General features: G+C 72.1%; 18 protein-coding genes. 5 read left to right on the top strand and 13 right to left on the bottom strand.

Annotation, left to right across the window (positions count from 1 at the left end; all coding sequences use genetic code 11):
* Positions 1 to 2: 2 nt before the first annotated feature.
* The 4 genes from Nocox_RS39015 to lhgO form a co-directional block, all read right to left on the bottom strand.
* Complete coding sequence (locus Nocox_RS39015) at positions 3 to 662, bottom strand: response regulator transcription factor (protein WP_033409281.1); 660 nt, start codon at positions 660 to 662, stop codon at positions 3 to 5.
* Between the two features lie 65 nt (positions 663 to 727).
* The gene (locus Nocox_RS39020) at positions 728 to 2,140 is read right to left on the bottom strand and encodes a sensor histidine kinase (protein ID WP_020543643.1); all 1,413 of its coding nucleotides are present in this window, start codon (positions 2,138 to 2,140) and stop codon (positions 728 to 730) included.
* Positions 2,140 to 2,835, bottom strand: a complete 696-nt coding sequence (locus Nocox_RS39025; RefSeq protein ID WP_020543644.1) for a response regulator transcription factor — start codon at positions 2,833 to 2,835, stop codon at positions 2,140 to 2,142. The genes Nocox_RS39020 and Nocox_RS39025 overlap by 1 nt, the downstream gene beginning before the upstream one ends.
* Positions 2,836 to 2,848: 13 nt before the next feature.
* Positions 2,849 to 4,018 (bottom strand): L-2-hydroxyglutarate oxidase, encoded by a 1,170-nt coding sequence (gene lhgO, locus Nocox_RS39030; protein WP_026214415.1) that lies wholly within the window; start codon positions 4,016 to 4,018, stop codon positions 2,849 to 2,851.
* A gap of 93 nt (positions 4,019 to 4,111) precedes the next feature.
* On the opposite strand from lhgO, the gene Nocox_RS39035 reads away from it, so the two are divergent.
* Entirely contained in the window at positions 4,112 to 4,489 is a 378-nt protein-coding gene (locus Nocox_RS39035; protein ID WP_020543646.1) for a hypothetical protein, read from the top strand.
* A gap of 7 nt (positions 4,490 to 4,496) precedes the next feature.
* On the opposite strand, the gene Nocox_RS39040 is transcribed toward Nocox_RS39035, so the two are convergent.
* Complete coding sequence (locus Nocox_RS39040) at positions 4,497 to 5,528, bottom strand: hypothetical protein (protein ID WP_020543647.1); 1,032 nt, start codon at positions 5,526 to 5,528, stop codon at positions 4,497 to 4,499.
* Positions 5,529 to 5,603: 75 nt separating this feature from the next.
* Between Nocox_RS39040 and Nocox_RS39045 the strand changes: the two genes are divergently transcribed.
* A complete protein-coding gene (locus Nocox_RS39045; RefSeq protein WP_020543648.1) occupies positions 5,604 to 6,572 on the top strand; it encodes an aldo/keto reductase in 969 nt (322 codons plus the stop codon).
* Between the two features lie 99 nt (positions 6,573 to 6,671).
* On the opposite strand, the gene thpR is transcribed toward Nocox_RS39045, so the two are convergent.
* The 4 genes from thpR to Nocox_RS39065 form a co-directional block, all read right to left on the bottom strand.
* Entirely contained in the window at positions 6,672 to 7,229 is a 558-nt protein-coding gene (thpR, locus tag Nocox_RS39050) for an RNA 2',3'-cyclic phosphodiesterase (protein ID WP_020543649.1), read from the bottom strand.
* 31 nt (positions 7,230 to 7,260) lie between these two features.
* Positions 7,261 to 8,484, bottom strand: a complete 1,224-nt coding sequence (locus Nocox_RS39055) for an MFS transporter (protein ID WP_020543650.1) — start codon at positions 8,482 to 8,484, stop codon at positions 7,261 to 7,263.
* Positions 8,485 to 8,507: 23 nt separating this feature from the next.
* Entirely contained in the window at positions 8,508 to 8,960 is a 453-nt protein-coding gene (locus tag Nocox_RS39060; RefSeq protein ID WP_033409256.1) for a MarR family winged helix-turn-helix transcriptional regulator, read from the bottom strand.
* A 127-nt stretch (positions 8,961 to 9,087) separates the two neighbouring features.
* Positions 9,088 to 10,542 carry an NCS2 family permease gene (locus tag Nocox_RS39065; protein ID WP_026214417.1) on the bottom strand — a complete coding sequence of 485 codons (1,455 nt, stop codon included), beginning with the start codon at positions 10,540 to 10,542 and terminating at the stop codon, positions 9,088 to 9,090.
* An 84-nt stretch (positions 10,543 to 10,626) separates the two neighbouring features.
* Between Nocox_RS39065 and Nocox_RS39070 the strand changes: the two genes are divergently transcribed.
* The gene (locus Nocox_RS39070; protein WP_020543653.1) at positions 10,627 to 10,836 is read left to right on the top strand and encodes a DUF2530 domain-containing protein; all 210 of its coding nucleotides are present in this window, start codon (positions 10,627 to 10,629) and stop codon (positions 10,834 to 10,836) included.
* 78 nt (positions 10,837 to 10,914) lie between these two features.
* On the opposite strand, the gene Nocox_RS39075 is transcribed toward Nocox_RS39070, so the two are convergent.
* Both Nocox_RS39075 and Nocox_RS39080 read right to left on the bottom strand, forming a co-directional pair.
* Positions 10,915 to 13,950 (bottom strand): sacsin N-terminal ATP-binding-like domain-containing protein, encoded by a 3,036-nt coding sequence (locus tag Nocox_RS39075; RefSeq protein ID WP_020543654.1) that lies wholly within the window; start codon positions 13,948 to 13,950, stop codon positions 10,915 to 10,917.
* A gap of 101 nt (positions 13,951 to 14,051) precedes the next feature.
* The gene (locus Nocox_RS39080) at positions 14,052 to 14,900 is read right to left on the bottom strand and encodes a DUF3027 domain-containing protein (RefSeq protein ID WP_020543655.1); all 849 of its coding nucleotides are present in this window, start codon (positions 14,898 to 14,900) and stop codon (positions 14,052 to 14,054) included.
* Positions 14,901 to 15,026: 126 nt separating this feature from the next.
* Here Nocox_RS39080 and Nocox_RS39085 point away from each other — a divergent pair, with 126 nt between their 5' ends.
* Entirely contained in the window at positions 15,027 to 16,664 is a 1,638-nt protein-coding gene (locus Nocox_RS39085) for an MFS transporter (RefSeq protein ID WP_020543656.1), read from the top strand.
* A gap of 13 nt (positions 16,665 to 16,677) precedes the next feature.
* Here Nocox_RS39085 and Nocox_RS39090 read toward each other — a convergent pair whose 3' ends face one another.
* Positions 16,678 to 17,076 (bottom strand): cold-shock protein, encoded by a 399-nt coding sequence (locus Nocox_RS39090; RefSeq protein WP_020543657.1) that lies wholly within the window; start codon positions 17,074 to 17,076, stop codon positions 16,678 to 16,680.
* 89 nt (positions 17,077 to 17,165) lie between these two features.
* Positions 17,166 to 17,786 (bottom strand): HAD family hydrolase, encoded by a 621-nt coding sequence (locus Nocox_RS39095; RefSeq protein WP_020543658.1) that lies wholly within the window; start codon positions 17,784 to 17,786, stop codon positions 17,166 to 17,168.
* 181 nt (positions 17,787 to 17,967) lie between these two features.
* Between Nocox_RS39095 and Nocox_RS39100 the strand changes: the two genes are divergently transcribed.
* The gene (locus tag Nocox_RS39100) at positions 17,968 to 18,585 is read left to right on the top strand and encodes a TetR/AcrR family transcriptional regulator (RefSeq protein ID WP_020543659.1); all 618 of its coding nucleotides are present in this window, start codon (positions 17,968 to 17,970) and stop codon (positions 18,583 to 18,585) included.
* Positions 18,586 to 18,627 lie beyond the last annotated feature (42 nt).

Genomic DNA, 18,627 nt, shown 5'->3' on the forward strand with positions numbered 1-18,627 from the left:
CGTCAGGGGGCGGACGGCGGCTCGCGGAGCACGTAGCCGACGCTGCGCAGGGTGTGGATGAGCCGCGGCTCGACGTCGTCCACCTTGCGCCGCAGGTAGGATACGTACGACTCGACCACCCCGGCGTCGCCGCCGAAGTCGTAGTTCCAGACGTGGTCGAGGATCTGCGCCTTCGACAGCACCCGCCCGGCGTTGACCATGAAGTAGTGCAGCAGCTTGAACTCCGTCGGCGACAGGCGCACCTGACGGCCGCCGCGCCAGACCTCGCGGGAGTCCTCGTCCAGCTCCAGGTCGGCGACCTTGAGCCGGGTGGCGGCCACGCCCTCGGCGCGGGTGCGGCGCAGCACGGCCCGGATGCGGGCCTGCACCTCCTCCAGGCTGAACGGCTTGGTCACGTAGTCGTCGCCCACCCGCAGGCCCGCGATCTTGTCCTCGGTGGCGTCGCGGGCGGTGAGGAAGAGCACGGGCGCGTCGATCCGCTTGGCGACCTCCAGGCCGTCGAGGTCGGGGAGCATCACGTCGAGCACGACGAGGTCGGGCGAGGCGCGTTCGGCGACCTCGACGGCCTCCTGACCGTCGGCGGCGGTCAGGACCTCGAACCCGGAGAAGCGCAGGCTGGCGGAGAGCAGGTCCCTGATGCTGGGTTCGTCGTCCACCACCATGATCAGCGCCTCGGGTTTCGTCACCTACTCAGCGTGACAAAACGACCTGAGGGTTAGCTGAACGGTCACTCCAAAGCTAGTGGGAGTTCGACCCGGAACGTGGAGCCGTCCTCGACGGTGCTGGTCACGGTGACCTCGCCGCCGTGGGCCCGTACGAGCGCCTGGACGATGGCGAGGCCGAGCCCGGTGCCTCGTTCCTCGGTGGAGCGGCGGCGGGCGCGGGCGGTGTCGGCCCGGTAGAAGCGCTCGAAGACGTGCTCGACCTGCTCGGGGGTGAGTCCGGGGCCCTGGTCGGCGACCTCCAGGAAGACCCGGCCGCCGCCGGCGCCGACCCGGACGACGATCGGCGAGGCCGGCTCGGTGTGGACGATCGCGTTGGTGACGAGGTTGCTGACCACCTGGCGCAGGCGTACCTCGTCGCCGGAGACGATCAGGGCGGCGCCGCCGACGACGTCGAGCTTGATCGTACGGTCGGGCGCGATGATCCGGGCGTCCTGCACGGCGTCGGCGGCCAGGGCCAGCATGTCCACCGGGCGCATCTTCAGCGGCCGCTGCTGGTCCACCCTGGCCAGCAGGAGCAGGTCGTCCACCAGCAGGCTCATCCGGCCGGCCGCCTTCTCCACGCGCTGCATGAGCTCGACGGGGTCGGCGCCGGGGTTCTGGCGGGCGTACTCGGCGAAGCCGCGGATGGAGGTGAGCGGGGTGCGCAGCTCGTGGGAGGCGTCGCCGACGAACTGGCGCATGCGGTCCTCGGAGCGCCGGGCCGCCTCCTCGGAGGCCGAGCGGGCGGCGAACGCGGCCTCGATCTGGGCGAGCATGCCGTTGAGCGACCTCGCCAGGCTGCCCACCTCGGTGCGGGGGTCGGCGTCGGGGACCCGGCGGCCCAGCTCGCCGCCGGCGATGGCCTCGGCGGTGCGCTCGATCTGGGCGAGCGGGCGCATGCTGCGCCGGACGATGGTGACGCCGACGACGGCGAGGATGAGCAGGCTGCCGCCGCCGCCCAGCAGCTCGATGAGCAGGAGCCGCTTGGTGATCGCGTCGACCTCCTCCAGGTCCACGGCGACGACCAGCGTGGTGCGCTGCACCTGGCGCTCCAGCACCCGCCATTCGCCGTCGCCGCTGGTCGCGCGGGTGGTGTAGGCGTCCTGGCCGGGCGCGCCGGCGAGGAAGGGCTTGGGCTTGGCGTCCACGTCGCGGTCGTTCAGCATCGGCACGAAGTCGCCGCCGGGCTCCTTGACCAGGACGATCGCGTCGGACTCGATGAGGATCGGCCGGTCGGGGGTCTCCCTGTCGTTGCGCCGGTCGTTGACGACCTTCTTGTGCATGCGTTCGCTGAGCAGGGTGAGCTGCCCGTCCACGCGGTCGAGGAGGTAGCCGTGCAGCACCGACACGCTGACCAGGCCGATGAAGACCATGCCGAATCCGAGCAGCGCCAGCATGGACGCCATCAGCTTGATCCGCAGCGGCAGCCGGGCCATCAGGAGCTCGGCGGCAGGCGCAGCACGTATCCGACGCCCCGCAGGGTGTGGATGAGGCGGGGGCTCCGGTTGTCGATCTTGCGGCGGAGCACGGACACGTACGACTCGACGATGCCCACCTCGCCGCGGAAGTCGTAGTCCCAGACGTGGTCGAGGATCTGCGGCTTGGACAGGACGCGGCCGGCGTTCGTCATGAAGTAGCGCAGCAGCTTGAACTCGGTCGGCGACAGCGGCACGGCGGCGCCTCCGCGCCACACCTCGTGGCTCTCCTCGTCCAGCTCGATGTCGGCGAACGTCAGCCGCGGCGGCGCGGCCGGCTGGTCGCCGCTGGTACGGCGGAGCACCGCGTGGATGCGCGCGATGACCTCCTCCAGGCTGAACGGCTTGGTCACGTAGTCGTCGCCGCCGATGGTGAGGCCGCGGATCTTGTCCTCGGTCTCGTCACGGGCGGTCAGGAACACCACCGGCGTGTGCACCCCGCCGCCGCGCAGCCGCCTGACGATCTCGAAACCGTCCAGGTCGGGCAGCATGACGTCGAGCACGACGAGATCGGGGCGGTGGCGTTGCACGGCGGCGACGGCGTCGACGCCGCTCTTCGCCGTGGTCACGTCGAATCCCGCGAACCTGAGGCTCGCGGCGAGGAGTTCGAGGATGTTGGGGTCGTCCTCGACGATCAGCAGGCGTGATTCCATCATGACAAGGATGCCCTTATCGGACGAGTGCTGGGACAATTCCGGCTACATGCTTGGCGATCGCCAGGCTGGACGTGGCCGCGGGCGACGGGGCGTTGCGCACCAGGACCACGTTGTCGTGCACGTCCACGACGAAGTCGTCCACCAGCCGCCCGTCCCTGGCGACGGCCTGGGCGCGGACGCCTCCGGGCGCGCGGACCAGGTCGGCGGCGGTCAGCTCGGGGACGTAGCGGCGGGCGGCCCGGACGAAGGCTCCCTTGACGAGGCTGCCGTGCACTTCCTTGATCCCGGTGCGCCAGTGCTGCCGGGCGAGGCGGAGGGTGCCGGGCCAGCCCAGAATTTGCCGGATATTTCCGAACTTGCGCCAGTTGTAGCCCTCGTACGCCAGCGCCAGCACCGCGTTCGGCCCCACCAGCACCTCGCCGCCGATCGTACGGGTCAGGTGCACCCCCAGGAACGGATAGCGCGGATCGGGCACCGGATAGATCAGCCCGCGCACGAGCTCCTTCGCCGCACTATGGAGCGCGTAGTACTCACCACGGAACGGGACGATCCGCACCTCCCCCGGCCGCCCGGCCATCGCGGCCACGGCGTCCGTGCCGAGCCCGCCGCAGACCACCAGGCGGTCGAAGGTGAAGATCCGGCGGGCGGCCAGCACCTGCACGCCGCCCGCGCGCTCACGGATGGCCCGTACGGGGTGCGCGAGACGTACGGACCCGCCCAGCTCCTCCACGTCCCTTGCGAGGCGGCGGGCGACGGCGGGGAAGTCGCAGATGGCGGTGTGCGGGGAGTGCACCGCGCCGACGCCCACCGCGTGCGCCTCGACCTCGCGCAGCCCCAGGGCGTCCAGCTCGGCGATGCCGGGGACGCCGTTCGCGCGCGCCCGCTCCGCCAGCGCGGCGAGGCCCGCCCGCTCGGCGTGGGTGCTCGCCACGACGAGCTTGCCCACCTCCTCGTACGGCAGCCCGTGCCGCGCGCAGTAGTCCTTGAGCAGCGCCACGCCCTCCCGGCACAGCCGGGCCTTGAGCGAGCCGGGCGGGTAGTAGATGCCCGCGTGGACGACGCCGCTGTTGTGCCCGGTCTGGTGGGCGGCGACGCCGTCCTCCTTCTCCAGCACCGTCACCTCGGCGCCCCGGGCGGCGGCCAGCTCGCGCGCCACCGCCAGCCCGACAATCCCTGCGCCCACGATCCCGATTCTCTCCGTCACATGACCGATTTTCCCGGCTTACCGCCCGTCCCCGCCATATCAGGACGAATCGAACATGAGTACGATGCACGTATGTACGTCCCGCCGGAGTGGCCCGCCGAGGTGCGCCCGCCCAGCGTCCCCGACTGGGAGACCTCGGCCGTGGCCTGGCTGCTCGACGCGGTCCCGCCCGACTACCGCGCCTACGAGGTGCTGCGCCGCCACCCCGTGGCCCTCGCCAGCATGGCCAGGCACCACGTGAGCTCCGCCGTCGAGGCCGCCCGCGCGGGCTACCGCGCCGCCGCCGTCGACCTCAAGGCACACCTGCCGCCGCACGCCGTCGAGGCGGTGCTCGACGTCTACCGGCAGGAGGGCCCGCGCCTGGTGCGGCTGTCGCGCTCGATCGAGGTGGTGGAGCGGGCGCTGCGCGGCGACATGTTCACCGCGACCATGCGCGGCGGCGGCCGGTGACGCCCGGTCAGGCGGTGCGGCGGGCGATGAAGGTGATCACGCCGATGGCCGTCGCCGCCGCCGCGAGCCAGATGAGCACGTCCTTCAGCGACAGCCCGCCGTCCGCCGGGCCGTCCGCCTGCGCGTCCAGGCTGCTCTCGGCCTTCGCCGGGCTGGGCGTGGGCGTGGGGGTGGCGCTCGGCGAGGCGGCGGCGACCGCGCGGGCGGGCAGCGGCACCCGGTAGAGCGGGCTCCTCACCCCCTCGCTGCCGGTGAGCAGGGCCGTGCCGTCCGCCGTGAACGCGATCGACTCCGCCTGCTCCAGCTGCGGCATCGCCACCCTGGCGATCGTCTCGCCGGAGGGCTTGTAGAGGGTGGCGGAGAAGTAGGTGCGTACGACGTAAGAGGACCCATCGGGCGCGTACGCGGCGTCGGTCGCCATGATCGGCGCGGAGCCCACCTTGCGCAACACGTTCGTCCGGTCGGTGCGCAGCGTCTTCGGCGCGGCGTAGACCGAGCCGGCGAACTCCTTGGACACCACGTAGAGCCGCCCGGTCCTCGGGTTGACCATGATGCCCTCGGCGTTGCGCGCGCCGTCGGCGTAGCGGAACCGGTAGCGGACGGCGGGCAGCGTGGCGTCGCCGAGCCGCTGCGGCTCCATCACCTTGTAGATCGACACGTCGGGCCAGGCGCCGTCGAGGTTGTCGCCGATGTCGGCGAACCAGAGCACGCCGCGCCCGGTGCGCGGGTCCTTGCTCGCGGCCATCGCCTCCCAGTCGCGCGCCTCCGCGCCGCGCAGCCGGTAGGTCGCCTTCGTGCGCCCCTGGCCGTCCACGGCGTAGAACGTCGGCGCGGCGGCGCTGTCGTTGTGGGTGTAGTAGACGCCGGGGTGGGTGGGAGAGACGGCGAGCCCGCTCGACTCGGTGATCCGCGGGTCCTTGAAGGTGAAGAGTTTCTCCGCCCCCTCGTCGTCGTCGGCCGCCGCCGCATGGGCGGGCACGGCGGCCAGGCAGTAGGCCGCGAACACGGCCGCGAGCATCCGGATCATGACGTCCCCCACGCCGCCATCATGCCCCACCGGCGCGCCGGAAAGCGTCTGGCCTGGAGTGCGCTCCAGGTCTTTAGGGTTGAACCCATGGACTATGTCAACCTCGGACGCAGTGGCCTTCAGGTCAGCCCCCTCTGCCTCGGCACCATGAACTTCGGCCCGCAGACTTCGGAGGAAGACTCCTTCGCGATCATGGATCGCGCCCTGGAGCTGGGCATCAACTTCTTCGACACCGCCAACGTCTACGGCTGGAAGCTGGGCGAGGGCATCACGGAGAACATCATCGGCCGATGGTTCGCGCAGGGCGGCGGGCGGCGCGAGAAGACCGTCATCGCGACCAAGCTCTACGGCGGGATGAGCGAGTGGCCCAACGACAGCAAGCTGTCGGCGCTCAACATCCGCCGGGCCTGCGACGCCTCGCTGAAGCGCATGCAGACCGACTACATCGACATCTACCAGGCGCACCACATCGACAGGAACACCCCGTTCGAGGAGTTCTGGGAGGCGATGGAGGTCCTGCGCCGGCAGGGCAAGATCCTCTACGTCGGCTCCTCGAACTTCGCCGGCTGGCACATCGCGAAGGCCCAGGAGACCGCCGCCCGGCGCAACTTCCTCGGCCTGGTCAGCGAGCAGTCCCACTACAACCTGCTCACCCGCGCGGTCGAGCTGGAGGTGCTGCCCGCCTGCGAGGACTACGGGCTCGGCGTGATCCCGTGGAGCCCGCTGGCCGGCGGCCTGCTGGGCGGCGTGCTCCGCAAGATCGACAAGGGCCGCTCGGCGAGCGAGCAGATCGTCAAGCAGCTGGAGAAGCACCGCGACAAGATCGAGGCGTACGAGAAGCTCTGCGACGAGCTGGGCGAGGACCCGGCGCACGTGGGCCTGGCCTGGCTGCTCAGGCAGCGGGCGGTCACCGCGCCGATCATCGGCCCGCGCACGCTGGAGCAGCTCGAAGGCAGCATGCGCACGCTGGAGATCGAGCTGGACGACGCCGTGCTGGCCCGCCTGGACGAGATCTTCCCCGGTCACAAAACCGCGCCGGAGGACTACGCCTGGTAAAGGGCTCAGGTGAACAGCGCGCCGAGCACCACGATCAGCAGGAGCAGGCCGAGCACCAGGGGCAGCAGCCAGGAACGAGGACGATCCACGCCCTGGAGCCTAGTCCCGCTCGGCGGGTGCGAGCGCCCATTCGGCGAGTGACTCGTACCTCACCTGCGGTCCGCCGCTGCTGCGCACCAGCCGCACCGCCTCCGCCCGCCAGGGCGAGCCGCTGAAGCCCGACAGCGACTCCACCAGCGGGCGGAGGTCCGTCTCGGTCTTCGCGCGGGCCAGCGTGAGGTGCGGGTGGAGGGGTTTGGCGTCGGTCTGCGCGGCTCCCGCCCGGCGGGCGCCGGCGCGTACGGAGTCGGCGAGCCTCGTCATCGAGTCGCCGGTGACGCCGATCCAGAAGACGCGGGCCCTGCGCACGGAGGAGAAGGCGCCGAAGCCGGCGAAGGCCAGGTCGAGCGCATGGTGCCGGTGCACGGCGCGGGCCAGGCGGGTCTCCAGCTCCGGCAGCGCCCGCTCCGGCACCTCGCCGAAGAAGCCCAGCGTGATGTGCCACGTGGCCCGGTCGGGCCAGCGCAGCCCCGGCACCTGCCCGACGTGCGGCGCGATCGCGCGTTCGACCTCGTCCAGCACCTCGTCGGGCGGCACCAGGGCCGCGAAGAGCCTCATGCCATCCCATTGTGCCCGGCGGGCCGGAGGGTCAGGCCATCGCGAAGGAGGGCTTGGAGACCCGGCGGCTGATCAGCCGCGTCACCACGACCGCGAGCCCGGTGCCGACCAGCACCAGCACGCCGGACAGCATCACGCCCATGCGCGGTCCGCCGAGCTCCGACAGCCAGCCGACCAGCGGCGCGCCGAGCGGGGCCCCGCCGGTGAAGACCAGCATGTAGATGCCCATGACCCGGCCGCGCATCGCGGCCGACGTGGCGAGCTGCACGCTGGCGTTGGCCGCCGTGTTGACGGTGATCAGCGCGACCCCGGTCGGCACCAGCAGCAGCAGGTAGACCGGGTAGAACGGGGCCAGCCCGGTGAGGATCTGGAACGCCCCGAACCCGAGCGCCCCGGCGAACAGCACCTTGTTCGTCAGCTTGGCCCGCCGCGCCGCGAGCAGCGCGCCGCCCAGCGCGCCCACCGCGAACATGCTGGAGGCGAGGCCGAACGACGACGCGCCCGCCTTGAACACCTCGCGCGCCATCAGCGCGATCGACATCGAGAACGACTGCGAGAACATCGACACGAACCCGATGAGCAGCACGGGCAGCAGCAGCTCCTCGCGCCGCACGACGTACCGCAGGCCCTCGCGGAGCTGCCCCTTCGCCCTCGGCACCGGCTCGGCCGGGTTGAGCTCGGAGGCGCGCATGAACACCAGCGAGGAGATCACCGCGCCGAACGTCAGCGCGTTGACCAGGAAGATGGGGCCGGTGCCGCCGAGCACGTAGATCAGCACGCCGGCCAGCGCCGGGCCGACCACGCGGGCCAGGTTGAAGATGGAGCTGTTGAGCGCGATCGCGTTGGGCAGGTCGCGGCGGCCGACCATCTCGACCACGAACGCCTGCCGGGTCGGCACCTCCACGCAGGAGATCAGGCCGAGCAGGAACGCCATCACGTACACGTGCCACACCTGGGCGCTGCCGGTCATCGTCAGCACGCCGATGGTGAGGGCCAGCATGGCCATGAGGCTCTGGGCCGCGACGAGGATCGGGCGCTTCGGGTAGCGGTCGGCGAGCACGCCGCCGAACATGCCGAACAGCAGCATCGGCAGGAACTGCAGCGCGGTCGCCGTGCCGAGCGCCGCCGCGCTGCCGTTGGTCAGGTCGAGCACCAGCCAGTCCTGGGCGGTGCGCTGCAGCCAGGTGCCGACGTTGGAGACGGCGCCCCCGGCCGCGAACATGCGGTAGTTGCGAATCCTGAGCGACCGGAACATCCCGGTCCTGGGTTGTTCGGGCTCTATATCCTGCTGAGCTTCTCCAGAATCGGCGCGGCCTGCCTGAGGATGGACCTCTCCTCCGGGGAGAGCTCCTTCAGCCGCTGTGTCAGCCACGCGTCCTTGCGGCGGCGTTCTTCCTTCAGCAGCTTCTGGGCGGCCTCGGTCACGGTCACGGTCACCTGGCGCCGGTCGGTCGGATGCGGGGTGCGGGCGACCAGGCCGCGCTCCTCGAGACCGGCGATCACGCGCGTCATCGAGGGCGGTTGCACCTTCTCCAGCTCGGCCAGCTCGCCGGGGGTTATCCCGGAGTGCCGTTCCACCGCGGCGAGCGTCGCGAACTGGGTGGGCGTCAGCGAGTGTGCCGCCGCCTGTCGTCTCAGGCGCCGGTTCAGCCTGGCCAGCGAGACGCGCAAGGCCGAAGCCAGACCCGCGTCGCCGCGCAGACCCGTCCTGTGCGGGGTGTTGGTTAGCATGAGTCATTACCTTTGCTAACTATACGGCAGGGCATGATATTTCCCCAACTCCTCGGTCGTCTCACCCCTTGATACCCCGAAGCCGCCCCGCACGTGCGGAGCGGCTTCGGCCTTGCGTGAACCGAGGTCAGACCCCGAGCAGCGCCCGGATCGGACCGATCGCGAAGTAGAGCACGAACAGCACCGCGGTGCCCCACAGCAGCGGGTGCACCTCGCGCGCCTTGCCGCGCACCACCTTGATCAGCACGTAGCTGATGAAGCCGGCGCCGATGCCGTTGGAGACCGAGTAGGTGAACGGCATGATGACGATGGTGAGGAACGCCGGGATGGCCATCTCGTAGTCGTTCCAGTCGATGTCGCGGATCGCGGTCATCATGAGGAAGCCGACGACGACGAGCGCGGGCGCGGCGGCCTCGTACGGCACCACGGTCACGAGCGGCGCGAAGAAGATGGCCACCAGGAACAGCGCACCGGTCACCACGCTGGCCAGGCCGGTGCGGGCGCCCTCGCCGACGCCGGCGGCCGACTCGATGTAGGTCGTGTTGGAGGAGACCGAGCCCGCGCCGCCCGCCGCCGCGCCGATCGAGTCCACGAGCAGGATCTGCTTGGTACGCGGCAGCATGCCGTCCTCGCCGACCAGCCCCGCCTGCCGGCCGACGCCCACGACCGTGCCCATGGTGTCGAAGAAGTCGGTGATGAGCAGGGTGAAGACGAACAGCACGGCCAGCAGGATCGTCACCCGCTGGAAGCCGCCGATCGGGTCGAACTCCGTGAACAGCGCCAGCGGGTTGTGGAACCCGAAGATCTGCTCGGGGACGGTGGGCCGGTTGAGCTGCCAGCCGCCGGGGTTCTCGGCCGAGGACTTGCCGGCCTTGGCGAACACCTCGACGACGATGGCCAGGATCGTGGTGCCGACGATGCCGATGAGGATGGCGCCCTTCACCTTGCGCGCCACCATGGCGGCGGTGGCGAGCAGGCCCACGATGAAGACGAAGATGGGCCACGAGGTGAGGTTGCCCGCGATGCCCAGTTCCAGGGGCGTGCCCTGGGCCTTGCGCACGAAGCCGGCGTCCACGAAGCCGATCAGCGCGATGAACAGGCCGATGCCCACGCTGATCGCGGTCTTGAGCTGGGCCGGAATGGCGTGGAAGACCGCCGTGCGCAGCCCTGTCAGCACCAGGATCGCGATGATGACGCCTTCCAGGAAGACCAGGCCCATGGCCTCTTCCCAGCTCATCATCGTCGCGATGTTGAAGGTCACGAAAGCGTTGAGGCCGAGCCCGGCCGCCATCGCGAAGGGCACCTTGCCGATGACGCCCATGAGGATCGTCATCACGCCGGCCACGAACGCGGTGCCGGCGGCCACCAGCGCGACGTTGGGCTCGGTGCCGTCGCCGATGTACTGGCCTTCGATGTCCTTGCCGTACGCAATGATCAACGGGTTCAGCACGACGATGTACGCCATCGTGAAGAAGGTGGCCAGACCGCCCCGGACCTCCCGGGAGACGGTCGATCCTCGCTCGGTGATGGCGAAGAAGCGGTCCAGTGCGGATCGAGGTTCAGTGTTCTTTGTGTCGCTCACGACGCGAAGGGTGACAGTATGGGATGACCTGCGGAAAGTGTCAGTAATGATATCGAGACACTATTGGAAGCTAGGCTGAACCACGTGAAGCAGTGGCACCCCGACCCTGAGCCGATCAAGACCAACGACGTCGCCGCCGTCGGCGTCGGCACGGCCGTCTGGGCCGTCGCCCTGGTCGTCCTGTTGATCTTCCGTCCCGCCCCCGAGAACGAGTGGTGGATCTGGACCTGCGTCACGGGAGTGGCGTTCGGCTTCCTCGGCATGTGGATGGTCCGCCGCCCCCGCGACAGCTGACGCCCCGGACCGCCGTGGCGGCCCGGGACCCATGGGCCCCGGGCGCGCGCCCTCCGGCTCGCGGCCCGGGACTCTCGGCTACGACAGGTCGGCCTCGGCGAGCAGCAGCGGCACCGCGTCGGGGTCGCGCAGCAGCGCGGCCACCGCGAGCCGGTCGCCCCACTGGCCCGTGGCCCAGGCCAGCCCACGGGCCAGCCCGTCGATCCCGGTGCAGTGCACGGCGCCCTCGAAGTAGCGCCACGCGCACTCCACGCCGTCCACCAGCAGCTTCTCGTGCTCCACGTACGTGCCGGGCGCCGCCGGCAGCAGCGAGCGCACCTCGGCCGGCACCTCGCGCACCTCGCCCGCCGAGGTCACCTCCCCGGCCGTCAGCTCGCCCGCCAGCGGCAGGTCGAGCAGCTCCGACAGCGCCTCGGCCAGGTCGTAGGGGGCCAGCACCAGCGGCCGGTCGGCGACGAGCTGCAGCAGGTCGGGCGCCTCCACGACCACGGCGTCCTCGGCCGCCGCCACCACGATCGACCCGCGCAGCACCGCCCGCACCCGCGACGGCGGCGCCACCCGCTCGGGCTCGACGCCCGCCAGCGCCACCCACAGCGCGCGCAGCTGGGCCCGGTCGACCTCGACGGCCTCGTCGGCCATGAGGTCGAGCAGCTCCTCGGGACCGCCGTGCGAGGCCAGCAGCTCGGCCAGCGTGGTGCGGACGCCGATCATCGCCAGCGCCCCCTCGTCGAGCCCGGCGGGAGCGTCGGCGTAGAGGCCCTGCAGCAGCGGATCGGCGCCGGGAAGGCGCAGCTCCAGCGGCTTGCGCCCGTCGAGCACCGGATGGCGGGCCAGCCACCACGCGGTGTAGGACGGCACCTCGACGCCGGCGATCCGCAGCGGGTGGAGCGCGGCCCGCAGCGGCGGCCGGGCCAGCAGCGCCAGCGCGGCCGCCCAGTCGGCCACCAGCTCCAGGTCGCGCACCGCCGTGAACTCGGGGATCAGCGGGGGCACGTCGAGGTCGGGCAGCAGGTCGAGCACGTGGTCGAGCCAGTCGACCTCGCCGTCGAGGTCGTGGTCGCACTCGTCGGGGTCGAGCAGGACGTCCTCGTCGTGGACGACGGCGAACCCGTCGAGCACACCCGCCGCGGCCAGCACGCGGGGCCCGTAGGCCTCCTCCAGCGCGGCCGAGGCGATCCCCAGGTGGCCGCCGGGCTCCAGCACCCCGGCCAGCGCGCCGTCGGCCAGCATGAGCTCGCCGGCCGGGTAGAGCTCGCCGTCGGCGCCCGGCAGGGCCAGCTCGGCCAGCCAGGGCGCCTCGCCCGGCGCCAGCCCTGCGGCCTGGACGAGGGAGAGCACGGCCCGCGCCACCGGCTCGGGGTCGGGGCTGTCGAGCGACTGCGCCACGGCGGCCTTGGTCAGCGGGTCCTCCAGGACCGTGCGCGGCGTGGCCTCGGCCGCGCCCAGCCGCAGCAGCGCGGGATGGGCCGCCTCCGGGTGGACGATGCGCAGCCCGAGCGGCGTCAGGTCGAGCTCGGCCCCGCCGTCGGTCAGGATGAGCGTGCCGCGCGGCCCGCGCACCACGCGCCCGTCGGCGAGCGGCACCGGCAGCGCGCCCAGCGACTCGGGGTCGTCGGCGGGCAGCACCTCGTACAGCGAGCGCCACCAGGACGGCTCGCGCCCCTCCACGGCCTCGCCCGACAGCAGGTCGACCACGTCGGCCAGCTCGACCCGGCGCACGCCGAGCGCGGTCATCGCCGGATGGCGCGGCGGCCAGCCGGCCGGCAGCAGGCCGGGTACGAAGGCGGCGACCGTGGCCAGCAGCTCGGCCGACCCGGCGGCGAGCACGGCGGCCTCCCTGCCGCTCACCACCCAGCCGCCCGCCTCCGGCTCGGGCGCGGGCTGCTCCACCTGCCAGGCGGCGTCGGGCTCGTAGACCTCGGCGTCGGCGAACGACGGCGTCTGCACGGCCGGCGCGGGCGCGGACAGCGCGGGCAGCAGGGGCGTGCCGGGCAGCCGGTCGAGCACGGCCCGCCGGACCCGGGCGTCCAGCTCGCCCTTGCCCATGAAGGCGGGCACCAGGTCGAGCAGCTTCGACGTGCGGGGCAGCTCGCGCAGCAGCCGGACGTAGGCGTCGGCGGCCCGCTCGACGAGGAAGTCGGCCAGCGGCCCCTTGGCGACGTGCCGCCGGTCGGTGGCCATGGGGAACGAGGCGATCAGCAGCGCGGGCAGGTCGAGCGGCTCGTCGCTGGGCGTCGGGGCGTGCACCACGGGCGGCACGCCCGCGGGCAGCGGCCCGGGCTCGCCGGTGCCGGTGACGGGCACCGCCCAGCGCAGCGACCAGTAGGGGCGGGCCCGCTCCTCGGTGGGCCGGTCCGCGAACAGCGCGGCCACCTGCTCGGGCGTGAACTCCCCCGAGTCGGAGACCACGTGCCAGCCGTCGGCGACGACCCTGCGCTTCTCGCCGTCGACGTCGATCTCGATGAGCTCCAGCGCGGGCAGGCCGAGCGGCAGGGCCGGGCCGGTCTCGGCCAGCATGCGGCGCACCGCCTCGACCGTGGCGGCGTCGCGCAGCGGCAGGCGTACGAGGGTGTCGAAGCCCTCAGGGATGTCGACCAGGGGCGGCTCGTCGAACGGCAGCCGCAGCAGCGGCACGTGCCCCGACCGGTCGGCCAGCTCGCCGGCCAGCGCCGGGACGTCGGCGACCAGTGCCGCGGTGTCGGTGCGGGACCACCGCACCGCCCCGGAGCCGCGCGAGCCGATGGACGGCGCGTCGGTCACCGAGACCACCGCCGCGAACCCGACGCCGAAGCGCCCGGCCGCGCCGGCCTCGTCGCGCTTGCCGGAGGCCCGCAGCGTGGAGAGGCTCTGCACGCCGGTCGCGTCGAGCGGCGCGCCGGTGTTGGCCGCGGTGAGCACGTCGCCCCGCAACGTCAGCCGCAGCACCCCTGGCACGCCCGCCCGCAGGGCCGCGTCGGCGGCGTTCTGCGCGAGCTCGACGATCAGCCGGTCGCGGTAGCCGCCGAGCGCGAAGTCCTCCTCGGCGTTGGCGTCCTCGCGGAACCTGGCGGGCGAGGCGGTCCACGCGGCGAGGACTGCGGCCCGCATCCGGTCACAGCCAAAGGTGTCGGTCATCGATCACGATCCTGATGAGGTTGAGGGTGGGCCAGGGTAGGTTAGCGGCCACCGGCGACAGGAAACCCGCTTACCGCCCTGCCCCCAGCCTGACACCTCGATCAGGAATGACCGAGCTCCTCCGACCCCGACTCGTCGACGGATCCCGGCTCCTCGGCGGAGCCCGGCTCCTCGTCGAACACGTCGACGGGCCCCGGCTCCTCCTCCATCAGGTCGAAGCCGAGGTCGTCGAGGATCGGGATGGCCGCCTCCATCGGCGGCGGCAGCACGGCGGCCTCGGAATGGGCGCCGCACCCGTGGTCGGCGGAGACCACCTTGCCGTCGTCGGGGGTGTACTCATTGGTGCACACCCCGAACATCTGCCGCAGCCCACCCGCGAGCAGCCAGTAGAAGCCGCAGGTGGAGCACTGCGCGGGAGCGGCGTGTGCGATCGGTGTATGCGGCCCGTGCTCGCCGGAGTGCCAGCGCCTGGCAGCCCGGTCCCTGCCGATGGCCGAGAGCACACGTGCCCGGCCCAGGCCGTACTCGAAAAGCGCCTGATGGTCGGCGTCCTCGTCGACCTCGGTGAAACCCGGCGCCAGCCGGTCGTCGTCCTCCGCGGCGGGCAGCAGGTCGCCCACGCCCAGGTCGCCGGGGCGCAGCCGCTCGCTCCACGGCAGCCACTCGGGCGCGAGCAGCGCGCCCGGGCCCGGCAGCAGCACCGCCTCGCTGACCGTCACCTTCTTCGCCCGCGAGGCGCGCGTGACGGTGACGGCCCAGCGCCAGCCGCGGTAGGCGCGGTCGAGGCAGGCGAAGTAGTGGGTGACGATGCGGTCACCCTCGCTCTCGAAGCCGAGGTGCTCCCCGGGCTCGCCCGGCCGCGCAAGCTCCTCGGCCGCGGCGCGTGCCAGCTCGACCGCCTCGGCACAAGCCTGGTCGGGAGCGGGGACACGGGCCCTTGTGCGGCTCATCGGGCCGCCTCCGGCGAAAGGTGCTGTTCGCTCACACTTCATTCTCACCCATGACGGGACCTGGACGGGCCGGGAACGCCGGATCCTCCGCCGACTCTTCGCCCGAATCGGGTAAGACTGGTAGGCGTGGACGCAGGCTGGGACCGGGCGCGCGAGGCCGCGCGGCGCATGGGGCGCGGCATGGCCGACGCCGGCCGCGCCGCCGGACGGGCCGGCCGGGCCACCGCCGGGGGCACCGTCCGGGCCGGCCGGGCGACCGCCGACGGCGTGCGGTCGGTCGGCAGGGCCACGCGGCGGCTGACGTACGCGGGCGGGGCGGGCCGCACCGGGCTGGGCCGGCTGATCGAGCTGTCGGCGGGCAACAGCGCCGGCGACGCCCTGGTGACGGTGGCGCTGGCCAGCACGGTCTTCTTCGGGGTGCCGGTCGGCGAGGCCCGCGGCTCGGTGGCCCTCTACCTCGTCATCACGATGTTGCCGTTCGCGCTGCTGGCGCCGTTCGTCGGGCCGATACTCGACCGGTTCAGGTCCGGCCGCCGCTACGTGATGGCGGGCACGCTGTTCGGGCGGGGGCTGCTCTGTTTCGCGATGGCGGCCGCCGTCGGGCCCGGCGACCTGCCGACGCTGTTCATCGGGGCGCTCGGCGTGCTGGTGCTGTCGAAGGCGTACAACGTGTCGCGGGCGGCGATCATGCCGAACGTGCTGCCCGCCGACATCACGCTGGTGTCGGCGAACGCGAGGGTGGCGCTGTTCACGCTGGTCGCGGCCGGCGTGGCGGTGCCTGTGGGCGCGGGGCTGACCGCGTGGCTGGGCAGCGCCGTGGTGCTGCGCGTGGCGATGCTGGCCTTCCTGCTGCTCGGGGTCGTCGCGGTACGCCTGCCGCGCCACATCGACTCCCCCGACCTGGAGGAGGAGGGCGCCAGGCACCGCTGGCGCACGCTGCTGAAGGTGGGCCCGGCGGTCGCCGAGGCGGTCTGGGCCAACGTCGCCATCCGCGTCTTCTCCGGCTTCCTGCTGTTCTTCCTGCTGTTCCTGGTACAGGACCACGCGGTGCCGTGGCTGGCGGGCCGGGACCCGTTCTTCGACGTGCCGCGGACGATCGCGCTGCTGGCCGGCGCGGCCGGGCTCGGCGGGCTGGCCGGCGCGGCGGTCGCCAACTGGACCCGCAACCACGCGCCGCAGCTCATCGTGCCGGCCACGCTGGCGCTCACCGTGGTGACCGCCGTCGTGACGGCGCTGCTGTTCGGCGTGTGGGCGGCGCTGGCGATCTCGCTGGTCACCGCGTTCGCGCAGGAGCTGGGCAAGCTCGCGCTGGACGCGATCGTGCAGCGCGAGATCGGCGAGGAGGTGCGCTCGTCCACGTTCGGCGTGGTGGAGGCGGTGCTGCAGCTCGCGTGGGTGTTCGGCGGGCTGGTCGGGCTGGTGCTGTCGCTGGCCCGCAGCGCGTCCGCCGGGCTGACGGGGCCGGCCGTGGTGCTGGCCGCCGCGCTCGGGTGGCTGGTGTTCGCCCGCGTGCGCCGGGTGCGCGCCGCCGAGGCCGAGGCCGCCAGGAAACACGGCCTGTACGACCCTGCCAGCCCTTCAGGCGCCCGCTCCGGCGCCCGTGCCGGCGACTACTCCGGCGCCGGCTCCGGCGACCGCTCCGGCGGCTACGACGCGGCGTCCGCGCCGACGGCCGAGTGGCCCGCGCCCGCGCCCGCCGAGCGTGACCCCAGGCGCGGGGACACGCTCGACTCCACGAAACCGCTGACCAACCCGCACGGCTGAACGGGCCGGGACGTCACTGCCCGTCGAGGTCGTCGGCGAGGGCGCGCAGCACCTGGGCGATCTTCTTGGCGTGCGCGACGTCGGGGTGCTTGCCCCGCCGGTAGGTGCCCGAGACTTCGTCGAGCAGCTTGATGAGGTCCTCGACGATGACGACCATCTCGTCGGGCTTCTTCCGCTTGCCCTTCGGCTTGGGCTTGGCCAGGGTGGGCGGCTGCTCCAGGATCCGCACCGACAGCGCCTGCTGGCCGCGCCGGCCCTCGGCGACGCCGAACTCGACCTTCTGGCCGGGCTTCAGCGGGGCGGCGCCAGGAGGCAGCGCGGAGGAATGTACGAAGACCTCACCGCCGTCGTCACGGGTGAGGAAGCCGAATCCCTTGTCGGCGTCGTACCACTTGACCTTGCCACTCGGCACAGGAGGACCTCGTTCAAACAGTCGAAAAGGCTGATGGATGTAGGTTATGCCCCGAAGGGCGCGGGAGCGACCGGGTAAATGCCGATGAATTACCGGACTTCATCACGGCGGCACCAGCGGGCGTACCAACCGGCGAATTCGGTGAGGTCGGGAAGGGCCACATCCGCGCCGTGCTCGCGCAGCTCCTCCACCGTGTACGGCCCCGTGGCGACGGCAACGCTCACGGCGCCGCCCGCGCGGGCAGCCTCGATGTCCGCGACATGGTCACCAACATAGGCGGCGGCGCCGAACCGCGCGAGTGCCGATCCTTTGCCCGCCCCGAAAAGCGAGCCGACCACTTCGTCCACGGCCAGCCCCAGCGCCTCGACGGTGCCGGCGGCGTCGCGCGGGTTCTTGCCCGTCACCACGATGACCCGGCCGCCGGCGGCTCGTACGGCGGCGATGGCGTCGTGCGCGCCGTCCATGGCCGTATGCACCGGAACCCCTATATCCGGATAAATCTCCCGATACAGCTCGGCCGCGGCGGCGACCTGCTCAGCGGGCATCCAGTTCGCCAGTTCCATCTCCAACGGCGGCCCGAGCCGCCGCACCACGGCCGCGCTGTCGATCGGCACCCCCAAACGCGCCGACAGCTCGTCCATGGCGGCCGCTATGCCCACCCGCGTATCAGCCAATGTCATGTCAAGGTCGAAACCTACCGATGTCGTCACCCGTGCAGGATGCCAAACACCGCTCCACACCCGGTAACGGCCCTTGTTGTGGGATGGTGGGAATGAAAGAAAGGAATTACTTATCGGAGTGGAGGGCCCGTCACCGGCCCGGTCCTGGCGAGCCCGATCCAGCGCGCCGCTCCGTAACGACTACTCTCCTTACGGAGGTATCAGGATAGACATGACCAGATCCACCCGTGAGCGGATCATCGATGAGTCCCTGCGGCTGTTCGCCGAGCGGGGCTACTCCGCCACTTCCGTGGCCGAGATCGAGGCCGCCTCAGGGCTGTCTCCCGGCGCCGGAGGGCTCTACAGGCACTTCAAGTCCAAGTACGAGGTCCTCGCCGCCGCCATCAACGAACACGCCACCCGTACCCGCAGTCAGGTGGCCGGCAGCCTGGCCGAGCTGAGCGCCATGGAGTCCTCGGCGGATCTGGAGGAGCGGCTGTCGCTCGTCTGCCGGGCGGGGCTCGCCAAGGTGCGCGAGGAGTCGGAGCTGACCCGGGTCTTCTTCCGCGACCTCAGCCAGTTCCCCGAGCTGGTCGCCGTCGTACGGGAGGGGCTGCTGCAGCCCATGTTCGACGCCATCGTCACCTGGTTCCGCGCGCAGCCCGAGTACCGCGACGTCGAGATCGACTGGTGGGGCATCGCGACCGTGCTCGGCGGCGCCGTCGTGCACTACCGGCTCTTCCAGGAGACGGTGGGCGAGCTGGCGGGGCACGCGGACAAGGAGCAGTTCGTGACGGCCTGGGTGCGGCTCGCCGTCGGGCTGCTGCCGAGCCCGGCGCCGGTCAGCTGAGGCGACTCCCGTCGAGGTCACGTCCGGTAATGCCGCCCCGAT

The sequence above is a fragment of the Nonomuraea coxensis DSM 45129 genome, assembly GCF_019397265.1.
Classification (GTDB): domain Bacteria; phylum Actinomycetota; class Actinomycetes; order Streptosporangiales; family Streptosporangiaceae; genus Nonomuraea; species Nonomuraea coxensis.